A 22508-nucleotide genomic window follows, 5' to 3' on the forward strand; every position below is an offset into this window, starting at 1 on the left:
GCGTATGCGGGACATGCGTTCGCCAACCGGCCAGTTGCAGATATTTTAATCATCCCCACCCAGGCCGGTGTTTTTTTCCGGCCGACTTAAGTAGAAAATGCGTCGAACCTCGGAGTCGTCCCGGCGACGAACCATCGAGGCATATTGTAGATCTTTTTGCGTGTGTCGGAGGCCTGAGCCGTGAACCAGATGAGTTACGTTCCGGAGCAGCCGCCGCCGCTTCCGCCTCTCACCGCTACCTTCTCGGGGGCGCGTGGCGAGTTCTTCCGGCTGGTCAGCCGCGGGGCGGCCATCGAACTGATCACACTGGGCTTCTACCGCTTCTGGCTCGCGACCGACATCCGCCGGCATCTCTGGGTCAACACGGCTGTCGACGGTGATGCCGCCGAATATACCGGGCGCGGCAAGGAGCTCCTGATCGGCTTCCTGTTCGCGATGGCGATCCTCGTCCCGATCTATCTCGCCTATTTCCTCATCGGCGTCGAGGCCGAGCGCTACCAGGGCTTCGCCAGCGTGCCGCTGGTGATCGCCTTCTACGCGTTCGGCCAGTTCGCCATCTTCCGCGCGCGCCGCTACCGGCTGACGCGCACGGTCTGGCGCGGCATCCGGTTCTGGATGACGGGTTCGGGCTGGGCCTATGCCGGCCGCGCCATGCTGTGGACCTTGTTGGCGGTGGTCACGCTGGGGCTGGCCTGGCCGTGGCGCGCCGCCGCGCTCGAGCGCTACAAGATGCGGCATTCGCATTACGGTGATCTCAGCGGCGACTTCGAGGGGCGCGGCTGGGAGTTCTTCAAGCGCGCCTGGTATCTGTGGCTGGTCGCGCCGTTTGCACTGCTGCTGTTTCCGCTGTTTCCATTCGTCTATGCGCAGTTCAAAGCGATCGAGTGGCGCTGGTGGCTGTCGGGCATTCGCTTCGGCGGCGTGCGGCTGGAATCGGACCTGCCAAACAATGCCTTCTACGGTCTCTACTGGAAGGTGATCGGCTGGTGGTTCCTGCTGTCGATCGCCTCCGGCGCCTATTTCAGCGGCGTCGCCGCGCTGATGATCAAGCTGCTGGGGCCGGGAAGCGACGGCCTGCCTCAGGTGCAGGCGCTGTCCGACAATGTGCCGATGCTGGTGCTGGTCGGATTGGGCTACATCGCCTGGATCCTGGCGCTCAACGTCGTGATGCGGCTCTATCTGGTGCGCGACATGTGGGCGAAGGTGCTGCAGTCGGTTCACGTGCATGGCATCGAGGCCATGGCCAATGTCGCCGCCAAGGGCGATCTGGCCAGCGCGCTCGGCGAAGGGTTTGCCGATGGACTCGACGTCGCCGGATTCTGATCCCGGGCCGGCGGGCGCTGCTGCGCCAGCCAACGCCACGCCGGTCGAGCCGGCCGCTCCGCTCGGCGGCCCCGCGGTCTATTTCGACGGACTATCCAACCGGCGGCAGACGGTCACGATCGGCCTCGCCAATCAGCTGGTGATGCGCAGCGCCGACAATTTCGTCTCCTGGCCCTATGAGGACATCCGCCGTGTCGATGCGCCGAGCGGCACGCTGCGCGTAAGCTGCCTGTCGGCGTCGCCGCTGGCGCGGCTGGAGATCCGCGACGCGGCGCTGTCGGCCGAACTGATCGCGCGTTGCGGCCACATCGACCAGAACAGGATGACCCGCGGCGCCATCGCGCGCATCGTCGGCTGGTCGCTGGCGGCCGCGGCCTCCATCGTCGCCGTCGTGCTGGTGGTGATTCCGTTCGCCTCCGACCGCCTGACGCCGCTGGTGCCGCCGACCATGGAGCGGCATCTCGGCGAGGCCGCCGTGGTGCAGATCCAGACCGTGTTCGGCGACAAGCTCTGCACCGAGGCGGCCGGGCAGGCCGCCTTCGCCAAGCTGGTGACGGCGCTGCGCCGCCCCGCCGGCCTTGACGACGGCATCGCGTCGCAGGTGCTGGACACGCCGATCCCCAACGCCTTCGCGCTGCCGGGCGGGCGGTTCTTCCTGTTCAGGGGGCTGCTCGACAAGGCCAACGACCCCGACGAGGTCGCCGGCGTGCTGGCGCATGAGCTCGGCCACCTCAAGCATCGCGACAACCTGCGGCAGCTGATCCACAATGGCGGCAGCTCGTTCCTGATCGGCCTGCTGTTCGGCGACGTCACCGGTGCGGGCGCGGCGGTCTTCGCCTCGCGGGCCATGATCAACGCGTCCTATTCGCGCGAGGCGGAGGCGGCCGCGGACGGCTTCGCGATCGAGGTGATGCACAAGCTCGGACGGCCGACGCGGCCGATGGGCGAATTGCTGTTCCGCATCACCGGCAAGGAGGACGGCAAGCGCCCGTCGCTGTGGGCCAGCCATCCGCTCAGCGAGGACCGTCTCGCCCGCATGCGCGCCGAAGACCGGCCGCCGAGCGGCCCGCCCCTGCTGAGCGCGGAAGAATGGCGGGCGTTGAAGGGGATTTGCAAGTAGCGGAGTTGCCGCCGCCGCTACTGAGTTGCCGGGTCCGTTTCGGCAAAACCGGTGTCGTCCCGGCGAACGCCGGGATCCATAACCACCGAGTTTGATTGTTGGAAGAAGGTCTCGCCCAGCGTGCTTCATCGCAGGGCCGCGGCGTATGGGTCCCGGCGTTCGCCGGGACGACACCAGAGTTTGACGCGCGATAGGAACCTCAACTAAGGGCCAAGACCCCCCGCGAACTCAACCCCTCTCACTCCGCCAGATTGTTGGTCTTCCTCACCCAGGCCCGCACATCCGTCAGCACGTCCGGCAGCACGGCCTTGACCTCGGCGAGCGTCATGCCGGCCTTGACGCGCGGGTCGTACAGCATGTTGAGGATGTACTGGTCGTAGACGTCGAAATAGCCCATCGAGACGTTGTCGTTGAACATCGTCCAGGGCACGCTCGCGGTGTCGTTGATGGGCCCGAGCGACTGCAGCAGCTCCTCATAGGCGCAATCGAGGAAGACGAAGTCGCCGTTGTCGACGGTGAGGATGACGTCGGAACGCTCGATCTCGAACGCCTCGTTCTTGCGGAAGCCGGACAGGCATTGCGGATCCAGCGAGGTCTTGATCTCGCGCGCGCGCTCGCTGCCATAGGCCTGGCTGATGGTGTGGTAGAGGTCGCGGTCGCGCACCAGCTTGACGCGGACATTGGCGTCGCCGTCGGTCTCGGTCATCGCGATGTCGAGGTTGCGGATGCGGGCGGCGATGTCGCTGACGACCTTGGCGAGCTGCGCCTTGCGGTCGGCGCGGCGGCCGTCGGCGAACACCCGCACCGGCGCGCTGTACTTGCGGATGCGGTCGACCCGGCCCGCCAGGTGATACTCGGCGCCGAACGCGGTCTTGAAGAAGCCGTCGGTGATCTCGGCGTCGGTGAAGCTCTTCTTCTCGACGCGCTGGCGGGCGGCGATCGCCGGGATCTCGGCGGCGGACGCCGGCAGCGGCATGGTCACGAGCGCAGCCAGCGCGGCCACCACCGCGCTCCGCACGGGGCGCCAGGAGCGGGGCCGCTCCTGGCGAGGATGCGCGCTGGGACGTTGCTTCATCGTCGCGGCCGCGTGCGGCGCTCAGTTCTTGATGATCACGGTGGTGCCGACCGAAACGCGGTCATAGAGGTCGGCGACGTCGTCATTGGTCATGCGGAAGCAGCCCGACGATACCGCCTGGCCGATCGTCTCGGGCTCGTTCGAGCCGTGGATTCGGTACAGCGTGGAGCCGAGATACATCGCGCGCGCGCCGAGCGGGTTCTCGATGCCGCCGGCCATGTGGCGCGGCAGGTCGGGCCGGCGCCGCAGCATCTGCGACGGCGGGGTCCAGGCTGGCCATTCCTTCTTGGCGGTGATGCGGTGCACGCCGCTCCAGCGGAACCCGTCGCGGCCGACGCCGATGCCGTAGCGCAGCGCCTGGCCGCCGGGCAGGACCAGATAGAGCCGGCGCTCGCTGGTGTTCACGATGATGGTGCCCGGCGCATACTGGCTCTGGAACATCACGGTCTCGCGCGGGATCGGGCTGACGGCGCCCTGGTAGAAGTTCGGCCCGCCGCCGAAGATGTCCCTGGTGTCGAACATTTCCGCCCGCGCCATCCCGGCGCTTGCCACCGACGCCACCGCAGCAATTCCCAAAGCCAAACAGCGCTTCATTTCCATCCCCTGGCAAATATCAATTCCGTTCGCAGACAGGCCATAAACGGTTGCACTTCGCAACCCACGGCGGCGTGAGGCCGGTATGTGGCGACGGTCCGTGACCCAAATCCCACGGAAAATCGCCCGCGTCCTGGACCAACATCCTGTTAGCCAAGCCCGCGCATGAGCACCGTGGCGATGGCAGCAATGCGGCCAGCCCCTTTGACGCCGCGGGCGAACAATGATTGATCTGCCCAGCATTGCAAATGGCGCGCGGAATCAGCAGGAGAATAGGATGAACGGTGCGGAAAGCCTGGTGCGGACCCTGGTCGCGGGGGGCGTTGACGTCTGCTTTACCAATCCGGGCACGTCCGAGATGCACTTCGTCGCCGCGCTCGACCGTGTCGAGGGCATGCGCTGCGTGCTCGGCCTGTTCGAGGGCGTGGTCACCGGCGCCGCCGACGGCTATTTCCGCATGAAGGGCACGCCGGCCTCGACGCTTCTCCATCTCGGCCCCGGGCTCGCCAACGGCCTCGCCAATCTGCACAACGCCAAGAAGGCGCGCTCCGGCATCGTCAACATCGTCGGCCAGCACGCCACCTACCACATCGGCTTCAACGCGCCGCTGACCTCGGACATCGAGGGCCTGGCGCGGCCGATGTCGGACTGGGTGCGGACCTCGCCGAGCGCCAAGGCCGTGGCCGCCGACGGCGCCGCGGCGATCGCCGCCGCCAAGAGCGCGCCGCCGCAGATCGCGACCCTGATCCTGCCCGCCGACACCGCCTGGAACGAGGCCGACGGCATCGCCCAGGTTCCGGCGGAGACGCAGCGCCCGAGCTACTCGGCCGATGCGGTCGAGAAGGCCGCCAAGATCCTGCATGCCCACGGTCCCGAGACCCTGGTGCTGATGACCGCGGGCGCGCTGACCGAGCAGGCGCTGACCTTCGCTCAGCAGATCGCCGGCAAGACCGGCTGCCGCGTGATGGGCCAGACCTATCACCCGCGCATGGCGCGCGGCGCCGGCCGGTTCTCGATCGACCGCATTCCCTACGTGATCGAGCAGGCGCTGCCGATCCTGAAGAACTACAAGCACATCGTGCTGGTCGAGGCCAACGACCCCGTCGCCTTCTTCGCCTATCCGAACAAGCCGAGCATGCTGAAGGCCGAGGGCACCGAGGTCCACCGCATGACGGCGTGGGGCGAGAACTCGGCCGCCGCGCTCGAGGCGCTCGCCGGCCATCTCGGCGCCAAGGCCGCGGACGTCAAGCCGCAGCCGCTCGCCGAGCTGATCAAGCCCACTGGGGCGCTCAACCACGCCACCATCGCGCAGGCGATCGCCTATGCGATTCCGGAGAACGCGATCGTGGTCGACGAATCCATCACCACGGGTCGCGGCTTCTTCCCGCCGACGGCGGCCGCCAAGCCGCATGACTGGCTGCAGAACATGGGCGGCTCGATCGGCTTCTCGACCCCCGTGGCGACCGGCGCCGCGGTGGCCTGCCCGGATCGCAAGGTGATGTGCCTCGTCGGCGACGGCAGCGCCATGTACACGATCCAGTCGCTGTGGACCCAGGCGCGCGAGAACCTCAACGTCGTCACGGTGGTGTTCGCCAACAGGATCTATCAGATCCTGCGCGGCGAGTTCGACGGCGTCGGCGCCGGCGAGCCGGGCCAGCGCGCCCAGGACATGCTCAAGATCGACCGCCCGACGCTCGACTTCGTCGCCATGGCCAAGGGCATGGGCGTTCCCGGCCGCGCCGTCACCTCGGCCGACGAGTTCAATGCCGCGCTGGCCGAGGCGAACGCCGAATACGGTCCGCGCCTGATCGAAGTGCAGATGTAGGTTCCTCCGCCCGCAACCCGGCGGCCGCAAATCGGCCGCCGGTTGATGGCAGCGTCATGTCAGCATTTATGTGGTTGGCGACTCAGCACGATCGCGTGTTGATGGTGACGTCTCCATCGTTTGTTTTGTTTGGGCGGCATGCACAGCGAATTGAACCGGCTGATCTCCGCGTTGCAGGAGTTCTATGCGCGCGAGCGCTTCATCCTCGACCGCGATCTCGGTGAGCGCGCTTTGACGCACCGGCTCTCGGTGCATCTGGAGCGCAACTTCCTCGGCTGGGACGTCGATTGCGACTACAACCGGCTCGGCGACCGCGCCATGCTGCTCCCGCGCGGCACCATCGTCTCGACCGACGACGAGCTGGGAAAATCGATCTACCCCGACATCGTCGTGCACAAGCGCGCCGTGCCCGACAATCTGCTGGCGATCGAGGTCCGCAAGGCCGGCAACCACCAGCCATTGGCGCACGACCGCCACAAGCTGATGGCGCTGACCGACCCGCATCTGTGGTTTGCCTATTGGATCGGCGTGCTGGTGATTCTCGACCGCCGCCACGTGATCACGCCGGAGGTCTATGTCGGGGCCCGGATCGACCCGGTCCTGTCGGCCTGGTTCGCGGGGCGATTGCAGCAGATGGGGCTGGCGGCCGCATAGACACGTCAGATCACGGGCGCTGAGACCCGCATCGTGAGAGGCGCCGCCAGCGGCGCGTCCATGAGGCGCGGGAAGAAGAGATCAGACGCGATTGCGCTCTCCAGACGGGACCGGGACCGACCGGTCCGAGCCACTGGCAGCGCCGGGCGTGCCCCTTGAGGCACGCCCGCGCTGAATCTACTTCGACATGCCGTCGCCGGACGTCTTCTTGGCCGACTTCTTCTTCGTCTTGCTCATCTTCATGGTGTCGCCCCCGCCCATGGCGTCGCCGCTCTTCGCCGACTGGCCGGTGGTCGTCATCGGCTTCTCCGTGGACTGGGCAAGAGCGGCCGACGAGACGAACGCGAGGGCGGCGGTGGCGATGATCAGTTTACGCATGCGGAAAACCTCCGTGGGTTGGAAACGCGCCGGACCATAGGCGAATTCGGCCCGCGGCGTTCTGACGCAGGAATCAGGAAAACGTGAGAGTTCCGCCCCGCAAAAGCCGACTTGACCGGCGGCACGGGCAGCGGCGAGGGCGTTCTGTGACGATTGTGCCGGGCGCAGGGAGCCCATGCGCGGGTGAGCGAGGCCAATTTGGCCGAGTGCATCTACGCAGCAGCCTCCACCTGCGGCTGCGGGCTTTGGGCTCGCATCGCGATGCGGTGGCCTCGTGGCGTCATGGGAATGAATGTCATGCCAAAAGGTTTAGCGCCCGGTTCTCTCTTCCAAGGAGATCGCGAGGTTCGCGCACCGCGCTCTCGCTGACGCTCAGGCGGAGCGCCGTGACATGGCGGTGCCGACGCTCGCGCCCTTGCGGACGGCGCAGTCTCGCCAGCCCGAAGCGGCCATGGCGCTGCTATGGATCGTCGATCAGTTCTGCCTGCAGCGCGACGTCGCAGCCGAGATCCCGGCCGAGGTTGCTCGAGCCCACGATCAGGCATCGGCATTCTCGCCAAGCTCGGGCGCTGCCTCGAGGCTTTCCGGATCAGCTATCAACGGTCATCAGCCAAACTAACCGAACGAGAACACCCTGCGAGCCCTGTTGAAGTTGGCTTGCAGCTCATGACGATCAGCCTTGAGCCAGCTCAAGGCTGCGCCGCCTAATCAGTCCAGGATTGCGTCGATGTCGTCGTGAGAGAAGCCCGCATGCAAAATCTCAAGCGAGCATTTTGGGGGACCCTGGCGGTTCTCTCGCTACTGTGGCTGGTTGCGGAACCAGATCCATTTGGACCGGGCGCCTTCTTTCCACTCCGTGAAAGGATGGTGCAGCTGAGTGGCGTCCTGGCAATCGGTTGCATGAGCATGGCGATGATCCTCGCATTGCGACCGCGCTGGCCGGAGGCATGGCTGGGCGGCCTCGACAAGATGTACCGCCTGCACAAATGGTTCGGCATCGCGGCCCTTGTGACCGCCATCGTCCACTGGCTCTGGGCCAACGGTCCGAAATGGGCGGTCGGCTGGGGTCTGCTGGCGCGGCCGGAGCGTGGGGCAAGGCCGCCCATCGCGAATCCCGTCGAGTCTCTGTTTGCGAGCCTGCATGGATCGGCCGAGGGGCTCGGCGAGTGGGCCTTTTACGGCACGGTGGTGCTGATTGCCTTGGCGCTCGTTCAGTCCTTCCCGTATCGGCTGTTCTACAAGACACATCGGCTTCTCGCCCTGGCGTACCTGGTGTTGGTCTTTCATGCGGTCACGCTGACAAAGTTCAGCTACTGGATGTCGCCGCTCGGCTTGACCATGGCGGCGCTGCTTGTCTGCGGGATGTGGGCGGCCGCGATTGCGCTGCTACAACGCGTTGGCGCCGGGCGGCAGGTCAAAGGCAGGATCACTTCGCTCAAATATTATCCCGGCGTCAGAGCCATGGAGACCGAAATCGAGGTGTCCCATGGCTGGCCCGGGCACAAGCCGGGCCAGTTCGCCTTTGCCACGTCGGACGCCTCCGAGGGCGCCCATCCCTACACAATTGCGTCCGGCTGGAACGCTGAGGACCCCAGGATCACCTTCATCACCAAGGAGCTCGGGGACCACACGAGCCAGTTGCGGGAGAAGCTCCATGTCGGGCAGGAGGTGAAGGTCGAAGGCCCCTATGGCTGCTTCACCTTCGACGACGATTGCACACACCAGATCTGGATCGGCGGTGGCATCGGTATCACGCCTTTTGTCGCCCGCATGAAAGAGCTGGCCATGCGGAAGGGGAGCCCCGATTGCCCTGTCGCGACGGTGGACTTGTTTCACACCACGGCGGATGTCGACGAGGAGGCATTGGGAAAGCTCGCTGCGGACGCGCGTTCAGCCAATGTCCGCCTGCACGTTCTCATCGACGCCCGCGACGGACGGCTGACGGGCGATCGTGTTCGCCGGGCAGTGCCGGACTGGCAAAACGCAAGCATCTGGTTCTGCGGTCCGACCGCCTTCGGCGAGGCTCTCAGGCGCGATTTCGGCGCGCAAGACTTTCCTATCAGAGAGCGGTTCCACCAGGAGCTCTTCGCGATGCGCTGACGGAGAGGGGTGCGCTCAGGGCATGTCCTTGGCGCAATTGGACCCGCTGCGAACGTGCTGCTGCTCGGGCTTTGCCCCCCGGCGCGCCTCCGCCTCAGATCATCAGTTCGTGCAGGCCCAGCCAACCCGTATAGGTCCCCACCAGCACGATCAGAGCAGCCGAGAGATAGGGCGCCCGGTGCGCGAAGCGGCTGAAGCCGGACCAGTGGCGTTCGACATGCCGAAGGCTGAGTGCGGCGAGCACGCCGGCGGACACCATGGTGATGGCCAGGCCGATGCCGAAGCAGAGCACCAGGACGAAGCCGAGGCTGAACTGCTTCAGTTGAATGCACAACAGCAGGACCGTGATGGCAGCGGGGCAAGGGATCAGGCCGCCGCTCAGTCCGAACAGGACGATCTGTGCGGTCGTGACGGTACGGCCGGCGAAGCGCCGTCGAATGTCGTCGGCGTGGGCGCGCGCATGGGCATCGTCCTCGTCGCCGAGGTCCATGTGATCGTGCGTGTGCTCCTCGAACAGAATCTCCACGGACTCGCCGGCAAGCGTGATGCGTGCCTTGAACGCGTGCGGCTCCGGGATCTCCTCGACGCTCTCCAAGGCGTCGCCGCTGGCCCGGAAACTGAACTGCTGCTCTTGGCCGTCGTCACGAACGGTCGTGACGTGGAGCGTGTCGGCGGCCGGGAGTGCGGTCTCGTCCCGGATCCGCCAACGTGGCGGCACGCCGTCTTCGAAGATCTCGACCGACAGCGCGTGGCCGGCGAGCGCGACCGATCGCGGCTCGTCGTGATGATGATGGTCATGGTGCCCACTCTGGTCGCGCCAGGTGCGCCAGACCATCCAGGCCGCGATGCCGATGATGATGACGGCCGAGATCAGTTGCAGGACGGCTTCGCTGCGCTCGCCCGAAAGCTCCTGGCCGAAGTGAAGGCCGGCGAGCGCGACCACCCATACGATCGCGGTGTGGGAGATGGTCGCCGAGAGGCCGAGCAGCACGGCCTGAAGGACGGTGCCACGGATCGCGACGATGAAGGCGGCCATCATGGTCTTGGAATGACCGGGCTCCAGGCCATGCAGCGCACCCAGGGCAATCGCGCTGGGCACGAACAGCCACGCATGCGCGCTGCCTTGCTGGAGCAGTTGAGCCAGATCGGTCATGCCAGTCTCACTTCAGATAGGTCCGCACGACTTCGATCAGGTCGGCGGCGCCCTTGGCCTTGTCGGGATCGCTTTCGTGGGCGGGGTCCACGACATGGTGCCGGATGTGATCTTCCAGCAGCTCGGTGGTCAGGCCTCCGATGGCGCCCCGGACTGACGCGACGAGCATCAGCACGTCGGCGCAGCCGAGCTCCGCCTCGAGCGCGCGCTCCACCGCGTCGATCTGGCCCTTGATGCGCCGGACGCGCGCGAGAAGCTTGGACTTGTGCTTGATGGTATGCGACATCAGCATAATATAGGGGGGTACCCTATAGCGGTCAACGTCGCATGTCGACCGCAGAAATCGAATGCGACGCTCGCGGCGTATCCGCTTGCTGATCAGCCCCCGGCAGCCCCGTCGTACCGGTCGTTGCACGAAACCGACGAGCGCTGCGGATCCGCCGTTCGGATTGACGACTGCTAGGCGGAGGCGGAGTCGACGGCTTCATGGAGCCGGTCCTCTCCTAATGGCCCCGCTGCATCCGCATGGAGCTCATTCGGCCGCCCCGCATCCCCATCTGCGGCATACCGAGATTGGGCGCGAGCAGTTCGTCGGCCACCTTTCGCTGCTCGTCGGAAAAGGTTGCGACGAGGTCGCTCAGGGTGGTCTTGATCGCTCGCGTGACCTCGAGGCGGGCCGATAGCGATTTTTCCTGTGCGGTGAGCTGTTCGAGCACCGTCTCCGAGCCGGCCTGCGACATCATCGCAGTCCTGAGATCACCGAGCGTCTTCGCACGCGCGCGAAACGCGTCGGCGAAGCCGTTCCATGCCGGCATCTGGGCGTCCGTGATCTTGAGCTCCGCCCGCAGGAACGCGATCCGTCCCTCCACATGATCGAGCACCTCCATGCCGCCCATGCCATCGTCGGACGGCCGCGTCATGCCGGACATCATCGGCATCATGTTGGACATCGGCATGCCGTCCATCATCTTCATCATGCCGCCGCCCATCATGGTCTGTGACGAGCTCGCTCCGCTGGTCGATTTGCCGGCATCCGTTGCTGGCGCTTCCTTCTGATCAGGATGATGGGCCGAATGGTCAGTGGAGGATTGAGCAAAGGCGGGATGCGCCAAAGCCGAAAACGCCAACAGAAAAGCCAGGGGCAATCTTTGCATGACCAAGTCCTCCTTCAGGGGGCGATCAACAATGGCCGGACGTGGGCCATTCAGGTTGATCCACATCAACGGTCGGCGGGCTCAGGGGTGACGATCGTTTGTTGGCGCCGTCGGTGTGGTCAAGCGGCCCTCGGCACGTCCTGCGACTCGCTTGGGGCGCCTGCCGCCGTCCCTGTTCTGGTCGACAGGCTGTGTCCCTTGACCAGGCCGAAGATGGCCGGAATCACGATCAGGGTGAGAAGGGTCGACGAAATCATGCCGCCGATCATCGGCACGGCGATGCGCTGCATGATCTCCGACCCCGTGCCGGTGCTCCACATGATCGGCAAGAGACCCGCCATGATGGCGACGACGGTCATCATCTTCGGGCGCACGCGGTCGACCGCGCCCTCCATGATCGCGTCCTGGAGATCCTGGCGGTTCAGGGGGCGACCTTCGGCAGCACACCTGGCCTTCATCTCGGCCAACGCGTGATCGAGATAGATCAGCATCACGACGCCGGTCTCGGCGGCGACGCCGGCCAGCGCAATGAAGCCGACGGCGACGGCGACCGACAGGTTGAAGCCGAGCCACCACATCATCCAGATGCCGCCCACCAGCGCAAACGGCAGCGACAGCATCACGATCAGGGTTTCGGTCATGGCCCTGAAATTCAGATACAGCAGCAGGAAGATGATGGTGAGCGTGACAGGGATGACGATCTTGAGCCGGGCCGCCGCGCGCTGGAGATACTCATACTGCCCGCTCCAGACCACGTAGTACCCGGCCGGGAACTGAATGTTCTCGGTGACGGCGCGCTGCGCGTCGGCGACGTAGCTGCCGATGTCGCGGTCGCGGATGTCGACATAGATGTAGGTTGCGAGCTGGCCGTTCTCGGTGCGGATCGAGGTGGGACCCCGGGTCGGCTCGACCTTCGCGACCTCGCCGAGCGGCACGGCGCCGCCCGAGGGCATCGGCACCAGCACGTCGCTGGCGATGGCCTTCGGATTGTCGCGGAGATCGCGCGGATAGCGCATGTTCACGCTGAAGCGCTGGCGGCCCTCGACGGTCGTGGTGATCGTCTGGCCGCCGAGGGCCGCTGCGATCGTATCCTGAACGTCCTGGACCAGGAGGCCGTAGCGGGCGAGAGCCTCGCGATCGGGCGTGATCTCGAGGTAATAGCCGCCGATGCCGCGCTCGGCATAGGCCGAGGAGGTTCCGGGAACGGTCTTGATCACCCGCTCGATCTGCTTGGCCAGACGATCGATCTCGGCGAGGTCCGTGCCCATCACCTTGACGCCGATCGGCGTGCGGATGCCGGTCGAGAGCATGTCGATGCGCGCCTTGATCGGCATCGTCCAGGCGTTGGAGACGCCAGGGAATTGCAGCGCCTTGTCCATCTCGGCAACGAGGCCGTCGATGGTGACGCCGGGACGCCACTGTTCCCTCGGCTTGAGGTTGACGACCGTCTCGAACATCTCGGTCGGCGCAGGGTCGGTGGCGGTCGCCGCGCGTCCGGCCTTGCCATAAACCGAGGCGACCTCCGGGAACGACTTGATGATCCGGTCCTGCATCTGCATCAGCTCTGCCGCCTTGGTCACGGAGATGCCGGGCAGGGTGGTCGGCATGTAGAGCAGCGTGCCCTCGTTCAGGCTCGGCATGAACTCGGTGCCGAGCTGGCGCGCCGGCCAGATGGAGACGGCAAGAACGACCATGGCTGCGAGGATCACGAGCGTTTTCGCTTGCAGCACGCCCTTGATGACCGGGCGGTAGATCCAGATCAGGAAGCGGTTGATGATGTTGCGATGCTCGGGAATGATCCTGCCGCGGACGAAGATCACCATCAGCGCCGGCACCAGCGTCACCGAGAGCAGCGCCGCTGCCGCCATCGAGAACGTCTTGGTGAAGGCGAGCGGGCTGAACAGGCGGCCTTCCTGCGACTCCAGCGTGAAGATCGGCATGAACGACACGGTGATGATCAGCAGGCTGAAGAACAGGGCGGGACCAACCTCCGCGGCCGCGTCGATCAGGATCTGGACGCGCGACTGGTCGGGCTTGGCGCGCTCCAGGTGCTTGTGGGCGTTCTCGATCATGACGATCGCCGCATCCACCATGGCGCCGATCGCAATTGCGATGCCCCCCAGGCTCATGATGTTCGAGCCTAGGCCGAGCAGCTTCATCGCGCCGAACGCCATCAGCACGCCGACCGGCAACATCAGGATGGCGACCAGGGCGCTGCGCACATGCAGCAGGAACACGATGCAGACGAAGGCGACGACGATGCTCTCCTCGAGCAGCGTGTGCTTGAGCGTGTCGATCGCGGCATAGATCAGGTTCGAGCGGTCGTAGACCGGAACGATCTCGACCGATCTGGGCAAGCTGCTCGCGATGTCCTTGAAGCGTTTCTTGACGTTCTCGATCACGTCGAGCGCATTGACGCCGAAGCGCTGCAGCACGATGCCGCTGGCCACCTCGCCCTCGCCATTGAGCTCGGCAATGCCCCGCCGCTCGTCGGGCCCGAGCTCGACATTGGCGACGTCGCGCAGCAGCACGGGGGTACCGCCGGAGCTTTTGAGCACGATGTTGCCGAGATCGTTGATGCTCTTCAGATAGCCCTTGCCGCGGATGACATATTCGAACTCGGACAGCTCGACGGTGCGGCCGCCGACATCGGCGTTGCTGGCGCGGATCGCATCGCGGATCTTCTGCAAGGAGATGCCGCGGTCGCGCATGCGCTGCGGATCGAGCACCACATTGTACTGCTTGACGAAGCCGCCGATGCTCGCGACCTCGGCGACACCCTCGGCCTTGGCGAGCGCGAACTTCAGGTTCCAGTCCTGGATCGTGCGGGTGTCGGCGAGATTCAGCTCCTTCGACATGACGGCGTATTGATAGACCCAGCCGACGCCGGTCGCGTCCGGCCCGATCGTCGGCGTGACCCCCGCCGGAAGCCGCGAGGCGGCGCCGTTCAGGAACTCCATCACGCGCGAGCGCGCCCAGTAGATGTCGGTGCCGTCCTCGAAGATGACGTAGACGAACGACACGCCGAAGAACGAGAAGCCGCGCACGACCTTCGATTTCGGCACTGTCAGCATCGCCGTAGTCAAGGGATAGGTGACCTGGTCCTCGATCACCTGCGGCGCTTGACCGGGATATTCGGTGTAGACGATGACCTGGGTGTCGGACAGATCGGGGATCGCGTCGAGCGGCAGATGAATGAGCGCGTAGAAGCCTGCCGCCGCCGCGAAGCCGGTGCCGAACAGGACCAGCAGCAGGTTGCGCGCTGACCACGCGATGATGCGGGCGATCATTTGTGCTCTCCCATGGCGGCATGATCGGCGTCGGCGGGCTGCGGCTCGCTGGCGTCCGCAAAACTCTTCAGCGCGGCCTTCAGGTTGCTTTCGGCATCGATCAGGAAGTTGGCGGAGGTGACGACCGCCTCGCCATCCGACAGGCCGTCGCGCACCTCGACATGGCCGGCGCCGCGGCGGCCGAGCTTCACGGCGCGCGGCTCGTAGCGGCCGTCGCCCTTGTCGATCAGCACCGCCTGACGGCTGCCGGTGTCGAGCACGGCATCGGCCGGCACGGCCAGCACCGGCGCCGCGGCGGCCGTGTCGATCTCGGCATCGACATACATGTCCGGGAGCAGCGCGAGGTCGGGATTGGCGAGCTCGATCCGCACCCGTGCCGTGCGCGTCTCCTTGTTCACCTGCGGATAGATCACCGCAATCGACCCGGTGAACGTCCGGCCAGGGAAGCTGCGCGCGCGGATCGTCACGGGCTGTCCCACGGCAATGCTTCCGAGGTCCCGTTCAGCGACATCGGCCAGCGCCCAGACCCGTGAGATGTCGGCGATACGAAACAGCACGTCGCCGGGATTGGCACGCATGCCTTCGATCGCATTGCGCTCGAGCACGATGCCGTCGCGGGGCGCCGACCACTGCACCGTGACCGGGGCGATGCGCGACTTCTCCATTGCGGTGATGACCGGCTCCGGGACATCGAGATTAGTCAAGCGCTGGCGCGAGCCGCGGCCGTAGGCGGCGTTGCCGGCGACGATGTTGGAATTGATCGTCGACAGATATTCTGCTGCGGCCGCGGCAATGGCCGAACTGTAGATCTCCATCAACGACTGCCCCGCCTTCACGCGCGTGCCCGTGGTCACGTCGGCGACCTTCTGCACGAAGCTTTCGGCGCGCATCGCGATCACCGAGACGCGGCGCTCGTCGAGCTGGATGGTGCCCGGCGCCTTGACCGCGACATGGAGCGTGCGCCGCTCGACCGGCGTGGACTTCACGCCCGTGCGCTGGATCTTGCCGGGCGACAGCTTCACCACGCCATCCTCGGCATCGTCGCCCTCGTAGACGGGAACGTAGTCCATTCCCATCGGGTCCTTCTTCGGAGAAGGCGACGTGTCAGGCAGGCCCATCGGATTGCGGTAGTAGAGAATCCGGCGCGAGGAGTCCGCCTGCTGCTTCGGCTTCGCAGGGTCCGGCGCGGCTTGATCGTCGTCGTAGACCGGCAGGTAATCCCGCCCGCGTTGGTCCTTCCTGGGACCTGCCGACCAGGCAGGGGCGCCGCTGGGATCGCGATAATACAGCGGCATTCGCTCGGCCGCCGCGGCGGCGAGATGGCTGCGAAGCGACGGAGGCGAGGTCTGGATCGACCAGAGGCCAGCCAAACCAAGGCCGGCGCCGAGCGTTCCGGCCGCGAGCAGACGCAAAATATTCATGACATCACCGTGAGGCGCGCGACGCGCGCTATCCGTTGGGAAGATCGGGGCGCTCGCGGGGAGCGCCCCGCAGGCTCACTTCGTCGCCTTGACGACGACCTTGCCGGTGACTGTCTCGGGCTCGCCCTGCACCTTCGCGGAGAGTGTGACCTGGTAGCGCCCGGCCATCGGCAGGTCGGTCTTGAAGGCGTAGACGCCGGGCTCCTTGGAGGGCAGCGGCGCCACGTCCGACACCATGTCGGCCATCCCGTCCGGCGCCATGTCGACGCGGGTCTTGAAAATGACCGCGTCCGTCACGGCCTTGCCGGTCTGCTTATGGGTGAGACGAACGGCGACCGTGACGTCGTCGCCCTTCTTCATCTCGGCCGTGACGGGCTCGAAGCTGTAGTCGGCGGCGCCGGCGACGGCGGCCGATGCGGCGAGCGAAAGGGTGGCGGCAAGCGCCGCGGTGCTGATTCCGGAAAGCATGGTCCTGTCCTCATGAATGGATCTCGGCCGTGGCGCCCGCGGCGCGCACGTCAGTCATCGGCGCGCATGCACGGCGCGCGTCGGCTCGTGCGAGATCAGATTCGAGGAGGTCGGAACGGAGGGCTGCCGCTGTGAAGAGAAGCGACCTGATCGGCGGGAATGGCGATCGTGGTCGCGCTCGCGGCGAGGGGCGCAAAGGCAACGGCCCTGACATCGCCGAGCGCAACCGTCCCGCCCGCGCAGCAGAAGCCCATGCCGCACTTGTAGGTGTGCGAAGGAGAGCCGGTGCCCTTCATGTCGTCGGGACAGCATTCGTCCATCGACATGCCGGACCCGTCGTCCATCTGCATGCTCGTCTGCATCTCGTCCGACGACGCCATCGCAGCCGCCGATGCGCCAATCGGCAGCATCGCCGATGCGCCAATCGGCAGCATCGCCACGGACAGGGCAATCGCGAACGCCAGGATGGTACGGACGAGCCGCATCGAGATGGAGTTACCTTTCCGGTCGCAGAGCGAGACAGCTAACATAAGCGAGGCGCCGGCGCAGTCGTTGATCCCGCTCAATCCTGCGTGACCATCGCGTCGCCCGAGGCATGGCGACAGGCCAGACCAGCCCAAGGGGGCGCATGAACGGAAAAGGATGGCGACGGCAAATGGTGGGCGCACAAGGGATCGAACCTTGGACCTCTCCCGTGTGAACCACAATCCCTAGACCAGGGCCAGCCCATTCGCGCCACAGTCGAAACCTATAAAATGTACGTAATAGCAGTGGCTTGTGTCCGTTTTTACCACGGCAGGCCATAGTGCGCCTTACTGCATTTTGTGTGCCCTGTTGTGCCCCCGGCGGATTTTCCCCGGGGGCACACAAAGAGGGAGAGTTCAGACCCGGTTTGTTCTGGGGCTGTTTCGGCCTCGTCGCGGGGCACACGCGGGACATGGAAAGGACCGGGTTGATGGCGAAAGCAGCGAGCCAGCTGACACTCACGGATGCTCTCATTCGCACCGCCTCGTTGCCGGCGGGCAAGGCACAGCATTATCTCCACGACGACAAGCTGCCTGGTCTCGCCCTGCGCATGCGCGCAACTGGCGCCCGGACATGGGTGTATCTTTTCACCAAGCCGGGTGTGAGGGGGACGCAGCGCAAGACGCTCGGCCCGTGGCCCACTTGAACGGGGGGGCTTGGCCGGACCTCTACCATGGACTATCCCCTCCAGGGGGATAGGATCATCGACAATGAAGCAGCACGTTCACAGTAGTCACCCGGATATCGTCAAGCGACTGAAGCGCGCCGAGGGGCATCTTCACAGGGTGATCTCGATGTTCGACGACGGCCGTTCCTGTCTTGATCTTGCCCAACAGCTTCACGCGGTTGAGAAGGCGATCGCCGAGGCCAAGAAGGCTCTTATCCACGATCACGTCGATCATTGTCTGGACGCGGCCGCCAACGGTGGCGCCTCCGGGAAGTCGACCAAGACCGTGCTTGCCGAGTTCAAAGCGATATCGCGGTACCTTTGATGCGGAGAAATCGCATGGGTTTGGCCACCCGGTCCGCGGGTGCATGTCTCGCCGTCTCGCTCGCTGCGGCCACGCTGGCGTCGCCGCTCTTCGCGCAGTCAGCGCCGGCCAAGCCCGATCCGAAAGCGGCGGTGATCGTCATGGACGACGAGCGCATCAAGCTTGCCGAGATTGACCTCGCCCGGGCCGGCCCAGCCGCCGTGGCGAGACGATTGATCGTCCCCGGCACGATCGTTCCGGACTCCGGACGCGTCGCCCACGTCTCGGTCAAGCTGGCGGGCACCGTGTCCGAGCTGCGCAAGAACATCGGTGACGACGTTACGAAAGATGACGTCGTTGCCGTTCTCGAAAGCCGGGAAGTCGCCGATGCAAAGAGCGAGTATCTGGCGGCGAGGCTTTCGAATGAACTGCAGCAGGATCTGACCGCGCGTGACAAATCGCTCTGGGAGGGACGCGCCGTCCCCGAGCAGCAGTATATCAAGTCGCGCAATGCTGCCGCCCAGAGCGAAATGCGTTTTGCCATCGCGCGCCAGAAGCTGATGGCACTCGGCGTCAATGATTCCGAGATCGTGTCGCTGCCGCAGGCCCCTGACGGAACGATGCGCAGTCAGAATATCCGCGCGCCGATCTCCGGGCGGATCGCCGAGAGGAAGGTCGAAGCCGGTGCTGCAGTCGGGCGAGATAGTCTCGAGACCGAGCTGTTCGTCATCGTCGATCTGAGCCAGGTCTGGGTCGATCTGGCCGTCTCATCGACGGATCTGCCCATGGTGAAAGAAGGCCAGCCGGTCGCGATCACCTTGCGCGGCATCCCGGAAGCCGGCGCGGCGAAGATCGTCTTCGTCAGTCCGCTGCTCGACAGAGAGACGCGGGCAGCAAGGGTGGTGGCGTCGCTCCCCAATCCCGACGGCCGGTGGCGCCCAGGGTCGTTCGTCACTGCTGCGATCGCTGTCGACCGTCGCGACGTGCCCGTCACCGCTCCGGTGTCCGCCGTGCAGACGGTCGACGGCCGCAAGGCCGTCTTCGTCCGGACGCCCCAGGGGTTCGAAAAGCGCGAGGTCGTGCTCGGAACACGAGACGGCGCGATCGTGGAGATCGTCTCCGGGCTCGCGGCAGGCGAGACGATCGCCGCGACGAACACCTTCTCGCTGAAGGCCGAGCTCGCCAAGCCCAGCGACGAGGACTGAGCATGATCGAACGTATCGTCGCGTTCTCCGTTGATCGCCGATGGCTGGTGCTGTTCGTGGCGCTCGTCGCCGCAGCGACCGGATTCTGGTCGCTCGCACGGCTGCCGATCGATGCCGTGCCTGACGTCACCAACGTGCAGGTCCAGATCAATGCCGTCGCGCCGGCGCTGACCCCGGTCGAGATCGAGAAGCAGGTGACGGTCGCGTTGGAGACGGCGCTGGCCGGCATGCCCGGGCTGGAGGCGACCCGGTCGTTCTCCCGCAATGGCTTCGCGCAGATCACGGCGGTGTTTGCCGACCGCACCAACATCTATTTCGCGCGTCAGCTGGTGACGGAGCGCATCAACGAGGCCAAATCGAGTCTGCCGCCCGGAGTCGACGTCCGGATGGGGCCGGTCTCGACCGGGCTCGGCGAGATCTACTGGTGGTCGGTCGAGTACGAGAAGCCTGGCGCGTCTGCGCCGGTCCGGGACGGAGCGCCTGGCTGGCAGACCGACGGCAGCTATCTCACGCCGGAAGGCGAGCGGCTGACGGACGATTTCCAGCGCACGGTCTACCTGCGAACCGTGCAGGACTGGATCGTGCGCCCGCAGATGAAGACCGTTCCCGGCGTCGCCGGTGCCGACGCCATCGGCGGCTTCGTCAAACAGTTTCAGGTGCAGCCGGATCCGGCGAAGCTGATCGGCTACGGTCTGTCGTTCAAGCAGGTCGTCGACGCGATCGAGGCGAACAACGCCAGCCGGGGCGCCAATTACATCGAGCAGAACGGCGAAGGCTATGTCGTCCGAGCCGCCGGCCGGGTCGAGAATCTCGAAGACATCGAACAAGTTGTGGTCACGACGCGCGGCGGCGTTCCCGTGCGCGTCAGGGATCTGGCTGATGTCTCGATCGGAAAGGAATTGCGGACCGGCAGTGCGAGCATCAACGGACGCGAGGTCGTGCTCGGCACGGCCTTGATGCTGATCGGCGGCAACAGCCGCACCGTTGCCGCGGCGGCCGATTCAAAGATCAAACAGATCAGCAGGACGCTGCCCCCCGGCATCTTCGCCCGGACCGTTCTCAACCGCACCGAGCTGGTCGACGCGACGATTTTTACGGTCAGCAAGAATCTGGCCGAGGGCGCGCTGCTGGTGATCGCCGTGCTCTTCCTGCTGCTCGGCAACTTCCGCGCGGCGCTCGTGACCGCGTGCGTCATCCCGATCACGATGCTGATGACCGCTACCGGGATGCTGCAGGGGCGCATCAGCGCGAACCTGATGAGCCTGGGCGCCCTCGATTTCGGTCTCATCGTCGATGGAGCGGTCATCATCGCGGAGAACAGCCTGCGGCATCTCGCGGAGCGCCAACGCGAGATCGGCCGTGTGTTGTCGCTGCAAGAGCGTCTGGAGACCGTCAAGACCTCGACGTCGGAGATGATCCGGCCTTCGGTCTACGGCCAGCTCATCATCATCCTGGTCTATACGCCCTTGCTCGCGTTCACGGGCGTCGAAGGCAAGACGTTCGAGCCGATGGCGCTGACCGTGATGATCGCCCTGGCTTTCGCCTTCATCGTCTCGCTGACCTTCGTCCCGGCGGCTGTGGCGATCACGATCGGCGGTGCGGTCAAGGAAGGTGAGAACGTCATCGTCCGCTCGCTCAAGCGTCTCTACGCGCCCGTGCTTTCGGGCGCGGTCGCAAGACCCCTGCCGGTGATCGCAGCGGCTGCGCTGCTGTTCGCCGGCGCGGTGCTGCTCTTCACGCGGCTGGGACAGGAGTTCACGCCGACGCTGGACGAAAAGAACATCGTGATGGAGGTCAAGCGCGTCCCCAGCACGGCGCTGGCGCAATCACAGGCGATGCAGCTTCTGATCGAACGGCAGATCAGCAAATTGCCCGAGGTCGCGTTCGTATTCTCGCGTACGGGAACACCGGATCTCGCCGCCGATCCCATGCCGCCCAGCGCATCCGATACATACATCATCGTCAAGGCGCAGGATGAGTGGCCCGATCCGTCGGCGACCAAGGAGGACCTGATCAAGAAGATCGAGGCAGTGGCCGTCAAGCTTCCAGGCAACAAGGTCGGCTTCTCGCAGCCGATCGAGATGCGCTTCAACGAGCTGATCGCCGGCGTTCGCGAGGATCTCGCGGTCAAAGTGTTCGGTGAAGACTTCTCCGAAATGCAGAGAACCGCGGCTCAGATCGCCGATGTGGTTCGGAAGATCGACGGCGCGGAGAGCGTGAAGGTGGAAGAGACGTCGGGTCTGCCCTTCCTCGACATCAAGATCGACAAGGCTGAGATCGCCAGGCGCGGCCTCAGTCTAGGAACTGTCCAGGATCTCGTGCAGACCGCCATCGGCGGCACGGATGCCGGCCTCGTGTTCGAGGGCGACCGCCGCTTCCGGATCGTCGTGCGGCTTTCCGATGCTGCGCGCAACGACATCCCGACACTGGAGGAACTTCCGGTGCCGCTGCCCCGCGCGAATCCTGATGCGCCGACCGCCTCGGTCCCTCTGCGGACGATCGCGTCGTTCGAGCAGACCACCGGCTACAATCAGATCAGCCGCGAGAACGGCAAACGGCGGGTCGTGGCCACCGCCGAAGTCCGCGGCCGTGACATCGGATCGCTCGTGGCGGAAGCGCAGGCCAAGGTCGGCGACCAGGTGCGGCTCCCGCCCGGCAGCTATCTGGCATGGGGCGGCCAGTTCGAGAATTTCGCAGTAGCGCGTCAGCGCCTGGCGCTCGTGGTGCCGGCCGTGTTCGTCCTGATCTACATGCTGCTGTTCGGCGCGCTGGGGTCGGCGCGGGATGCGCTGCTCGTGTTCAGCGCCGTACCGCTGGCGTTGAGCGGCGGCATCGCGGCGCTCTGGCTGCGGGGGATGCCGTTCTCGATCTCGGCCGCGGTCGGCTTCATCGCCCTGTCAGGCGTCGCGGTGCTCAACGGCCTCGTGATGCTGACGCAGATCCGCAAGCTGATCGCGGAGGGCGCGGAACCGCGCGCCGGCATTGTCGAGGGGGCGTTGACCCGCTTTCGTCCCGTCGCGATGACCGCGCTCGTCGCCTCGTTCGGGTTCGTCCCGATGGCGCTTGCCACCGGGACCGGCGCTGAGGTGCAGAAGCCGCTCGCGACCGTGGTGATCGGCGGTCTGCTGTCGGCCACTCTTCTCACGCTCGTGGTCCTGCCCGCACTGTATGCGCGCTTCGCCGTGCCACGCTCTCGCCTGCCGAGTGCCCAGGCGAGCCCGTCATTCATCCATGGCCGCGCCGCGGAGTAGG

The 22508-nt window shown here is 65.7% G+C and carries 19 protein-coding genes and 1 pseudogene; 10 read left to right on the plus strand and 10 right to left on the minus strand.

Features of this window, described 5'->3' with window-relative positions:
* Positions 1 to 189: 189 nt before the first annotated feature.
* Together QX010_RS02705 and QX010_RS02710 are read left to right on the plus strand one after the other, a co-directional pair.
* Positions 190 to 1323 (plus strand): DUF898 family protein, encoded by a 1134-nt coding sequence (locus tag QX010_RS02705; protein WP_316177660.1) that lies wholly within the window; start codon positions 190 to 192, stop codon positions 1321 to 1323.
* Complete coding sequence (locus QX010_RS02710) at positions 1298 to 2443, plus strand: M48 family metallopeptidase (protein WP_315803197.1); 1146 nt, start codon at positions 1298 to 1300, stop codon at positions 2441 to 2443. The genes QX010_RS02705 and QX010_RS02710 overlap by 26 nt, the downstream gene beginning before the upstream one ends.
* A gap of 238 nt (positions 2444 to 2681) precedes the next feature.
* On the opposite strand, the gene QX010_RS02715 is transcribed toward QX010_RS02710, so the two are convergent.
* Entirely contained in the window at positions 2682 to 3419 is a 738-nt protein-coding gene (locus QX010_RS02715; protein ID WP_316177662.1) for a DUF2927 domain-containing protein, read from the minus strand.
* Positions 3420 to 3539: 120 nt separating this feature from the next.
* Positions 3540 to 4112 (minus strand): L,D-transpeptidase, encoded by a 573-nt coding sequence (locus QX010_RS02720; protein WP_316177443.1) that lies wholly within the window; start codon positions 4110 to 4112, stop codon positions 3540 to 3542.
* A gap of 277 nt (positions 4113 to 4389) precedes the next feature.
* Between QX010_RS02720 and QX010_RS02725 the strand changes: the two genes are divergently transcribed.
* Together QX010_RS02725 and QX010_RS02730 are read left to right on the plus strand one after the other, a co-directional pair.
* Positions 4390 to 5937 (plus strand): acetolactate synthase large subunit, encoded by a 1548-nt coding sequence (locus QX010_RS02725; RefSeq protein WP_316177445.1) that lies wholly within the window; start codon positions 4390 to 4392, stop codon positions 5935 to 5937.
* Between the two features lie 138 nt (positions 5938 to 6075).
* A complete protein-coding gene (locus QX010_RS02730; RefSeq protein ID WP_316177447.1) occupies positions 6076 to 6591 on the plus strand; it encodes a hypothetical protein in 516 nt (171 codons plus the stop codon).
* Positions 6592 to 6768: 177 nt separating this feature from the next.
* On the opposite strand, the gene QX010_RS02735 is transcribed toward QX010_RS02730, so the two are convergent.
* On the minus strand, positions 6769 to 6969 hold the full coding sequence (locus QX010_RS02735) for a hypothetical protein (RefSeq protein ID WP_315803201.1): 201 nt from the start codon (positions 6967 to 6969) through the stop codon (positions 6769 to 6771).
* 391 nt (positions 6970 to 7360) lie between these two features.
* Here QX010_RS02735 and QX010_RS02740 point away from each other — a divergent pair, with 391 nt between their 5' ends.
* Positions 7361 to 7588, plus strand: coding sequence for a hypothetical protein (locus QX010_RS02740; protein WP_316177449.1), 228 nt, complete (start codon positions 7361 to 7363; stop codon positions 7586 to 7588).
* Between the two features lie 131 nt (positions 7589 to 7719).
* Entirely contained in the window at positions 7720 to 9069 is a 1350-nt protein-coding gene (locus QX010_RS02745) for a ferric reductase-like transmembrane domain-containing protein (protein ID WP_316177451.1), read from the plus strand.
* 94 nt (positions 9070 to 9163) lie between these two features.
* Here QX010_RS02745 and QX010_RS02750 read toward each other — a convergent pair whose 3' ends face one another.
* From QX010_RS02750 to QX010_RS02780, 7 genes are all read right to left on the minus strand, one after another.
* Entirely contained in the window at positions 9164 to 10222 is a 1059-nt protein-coding gene (locus QX010_RS02750) for a sulfite exporter TauE/SafE family protein (protein ID WP_316177453.1), read from the minus strand.
* 7 nt (positions 10223 to 10229) lie between these two features.
* Positions 10230 to 10508 carry a metal/formaldehyde-sensitive transcriptional repressor gene (locus QX010_RS02755; protein WP_315714001.1) on the minus strand — a complete coding sequence of 93 codons (279 nt, stop codon included), beginning with the start codon at positions 10506 to 10508 and terminating at the stop codon, positions 10230 to 10232.
* Between the two features lie 217 nt (positions 10509 to 10725).
* Complete coding sequence (locus QX010_RS02760) at positions 10726 to 11442, minus strand: Spy/CpxP family protein refolding chaperone (RefSeq protein WP_316177455.1); 717 nt, start codon at positions 11440 to 11442, stop codon at positions 10726 to 10728.
* 53 nt (positions 11443 to 11495) lie between these two features.
* Entirely contained in the window at positions 11496 to 14666 is a 3171-nt protein-coding gene (locus QX010_RS02765) for an efflux RND transporter permease subunit (protein ID WP_316177457.1), read from the minus strand.
* A complete protein-coding gene (locus QX010_RS02770; RefSeq protein ID WP_316177458.1) occupies positions 14663 to 16087 on the minus strand; it encodes an efflux RND transporter periplasmic adaptor subunit in 1425 nt (474 codons plus the stop codon). Before QX010_RS02770 ends, QX010_RS02765 begins: the two co-directional genes overlap by 4 nt.
* 75 nt (positions 16088 to 16162) lie before the next feature.
* The gene (locus QX010_RS02775) at positions 16163 to 16555 is read right to left on the minus strand and encodes a FixH family protein (RefSeq protein ID WP_316177460.1); all 393 of its coding nucleotides are present in this window, start codon (positions 16553 to 16555) and stop codon (positions 16163 to 16165) included.
* Between the two features lie 95 nt (positions 16556 to 16650).
* The gene (locus QX010_RS02780; RefSeq protein WP_316177664.1) at positions 16651 to 17040 is read right to left on the minus strand and encodes a hypothetical protein; all 390 of its coding nucleotides are present in this window, start codon (positions 17038 to 17040) and stop codon (positions 16651 to 16653) included.
* Positions 17041 to 17510: 470 nt separating this feature from the next.
* Between QX010_RS02780 and QX010_RS02785 the strand changes: the two are divergent.
* The 4 genes and pseudogenes from QX010_RS02785 to QX010_RS02800 form a co-directional block, all read left to right on the plus strand.
* A pseudogene (locus QX010_RS02785) lies at positions 17511 to 17720 on the plus strand (Arm DNA-binding domain-containing protein); the annotation flags it as partial.
* A gap of 70 nt (positions 17721 to 17790) precedes the next feature.
* Positions 17791 to 18072 carry a metal-sensing transcriptional repressor gene (locus tag QX010_RS02790; RefSeq protein WP_316177462.1) on the plus strand — a complete coding sequence of 94 codons (282 nt, stop codon included), beginning with the start codon at positions 17791 to 17793 and terminating at the stop codon, positions 18070 to 18072.
* A complete protein-coding gene (locus tag QX010_RS02795; RefSeq protein WP_316177464.1) occupies positions 17982 to 19256 on the plus strand; it encodes an efflux RND transporter periplasmic adaptor subunit in 1275 nt (424 codons plus the stop codon). Before QX010_RS02790 ends, QX010_RS02795 begins: the two co-directional genes overlap by 91 nt.
* A 2-nt stretch (positions 19257 to 19258) precedes the next feature.
* Positions 19259 to 22507, plus strand: a complete 3249-nt coding sequence (locus QX010_RS02800; protein WP_316177466.1) for a CusA/CzcA family heavy metal efflux RND transporter — start codon at positions 19259 to 19261, stop codon at positions 22505 to 22507.
* The last annotated feature ends 1 nt before the right edge of the window (position 22508 follow it).

Origin of the sequence: Bradyrhizobium sp. SZCCHNRI1009, from assembly GCF_032487575.1 — a bacterium.
Taxonomy (GTDB): domain Bacteria; phylum Pseudomonadota; class Alphaproteobacteria; order Rhizobiales; family Xanthobacteraceae; genus Bradyrhizobium.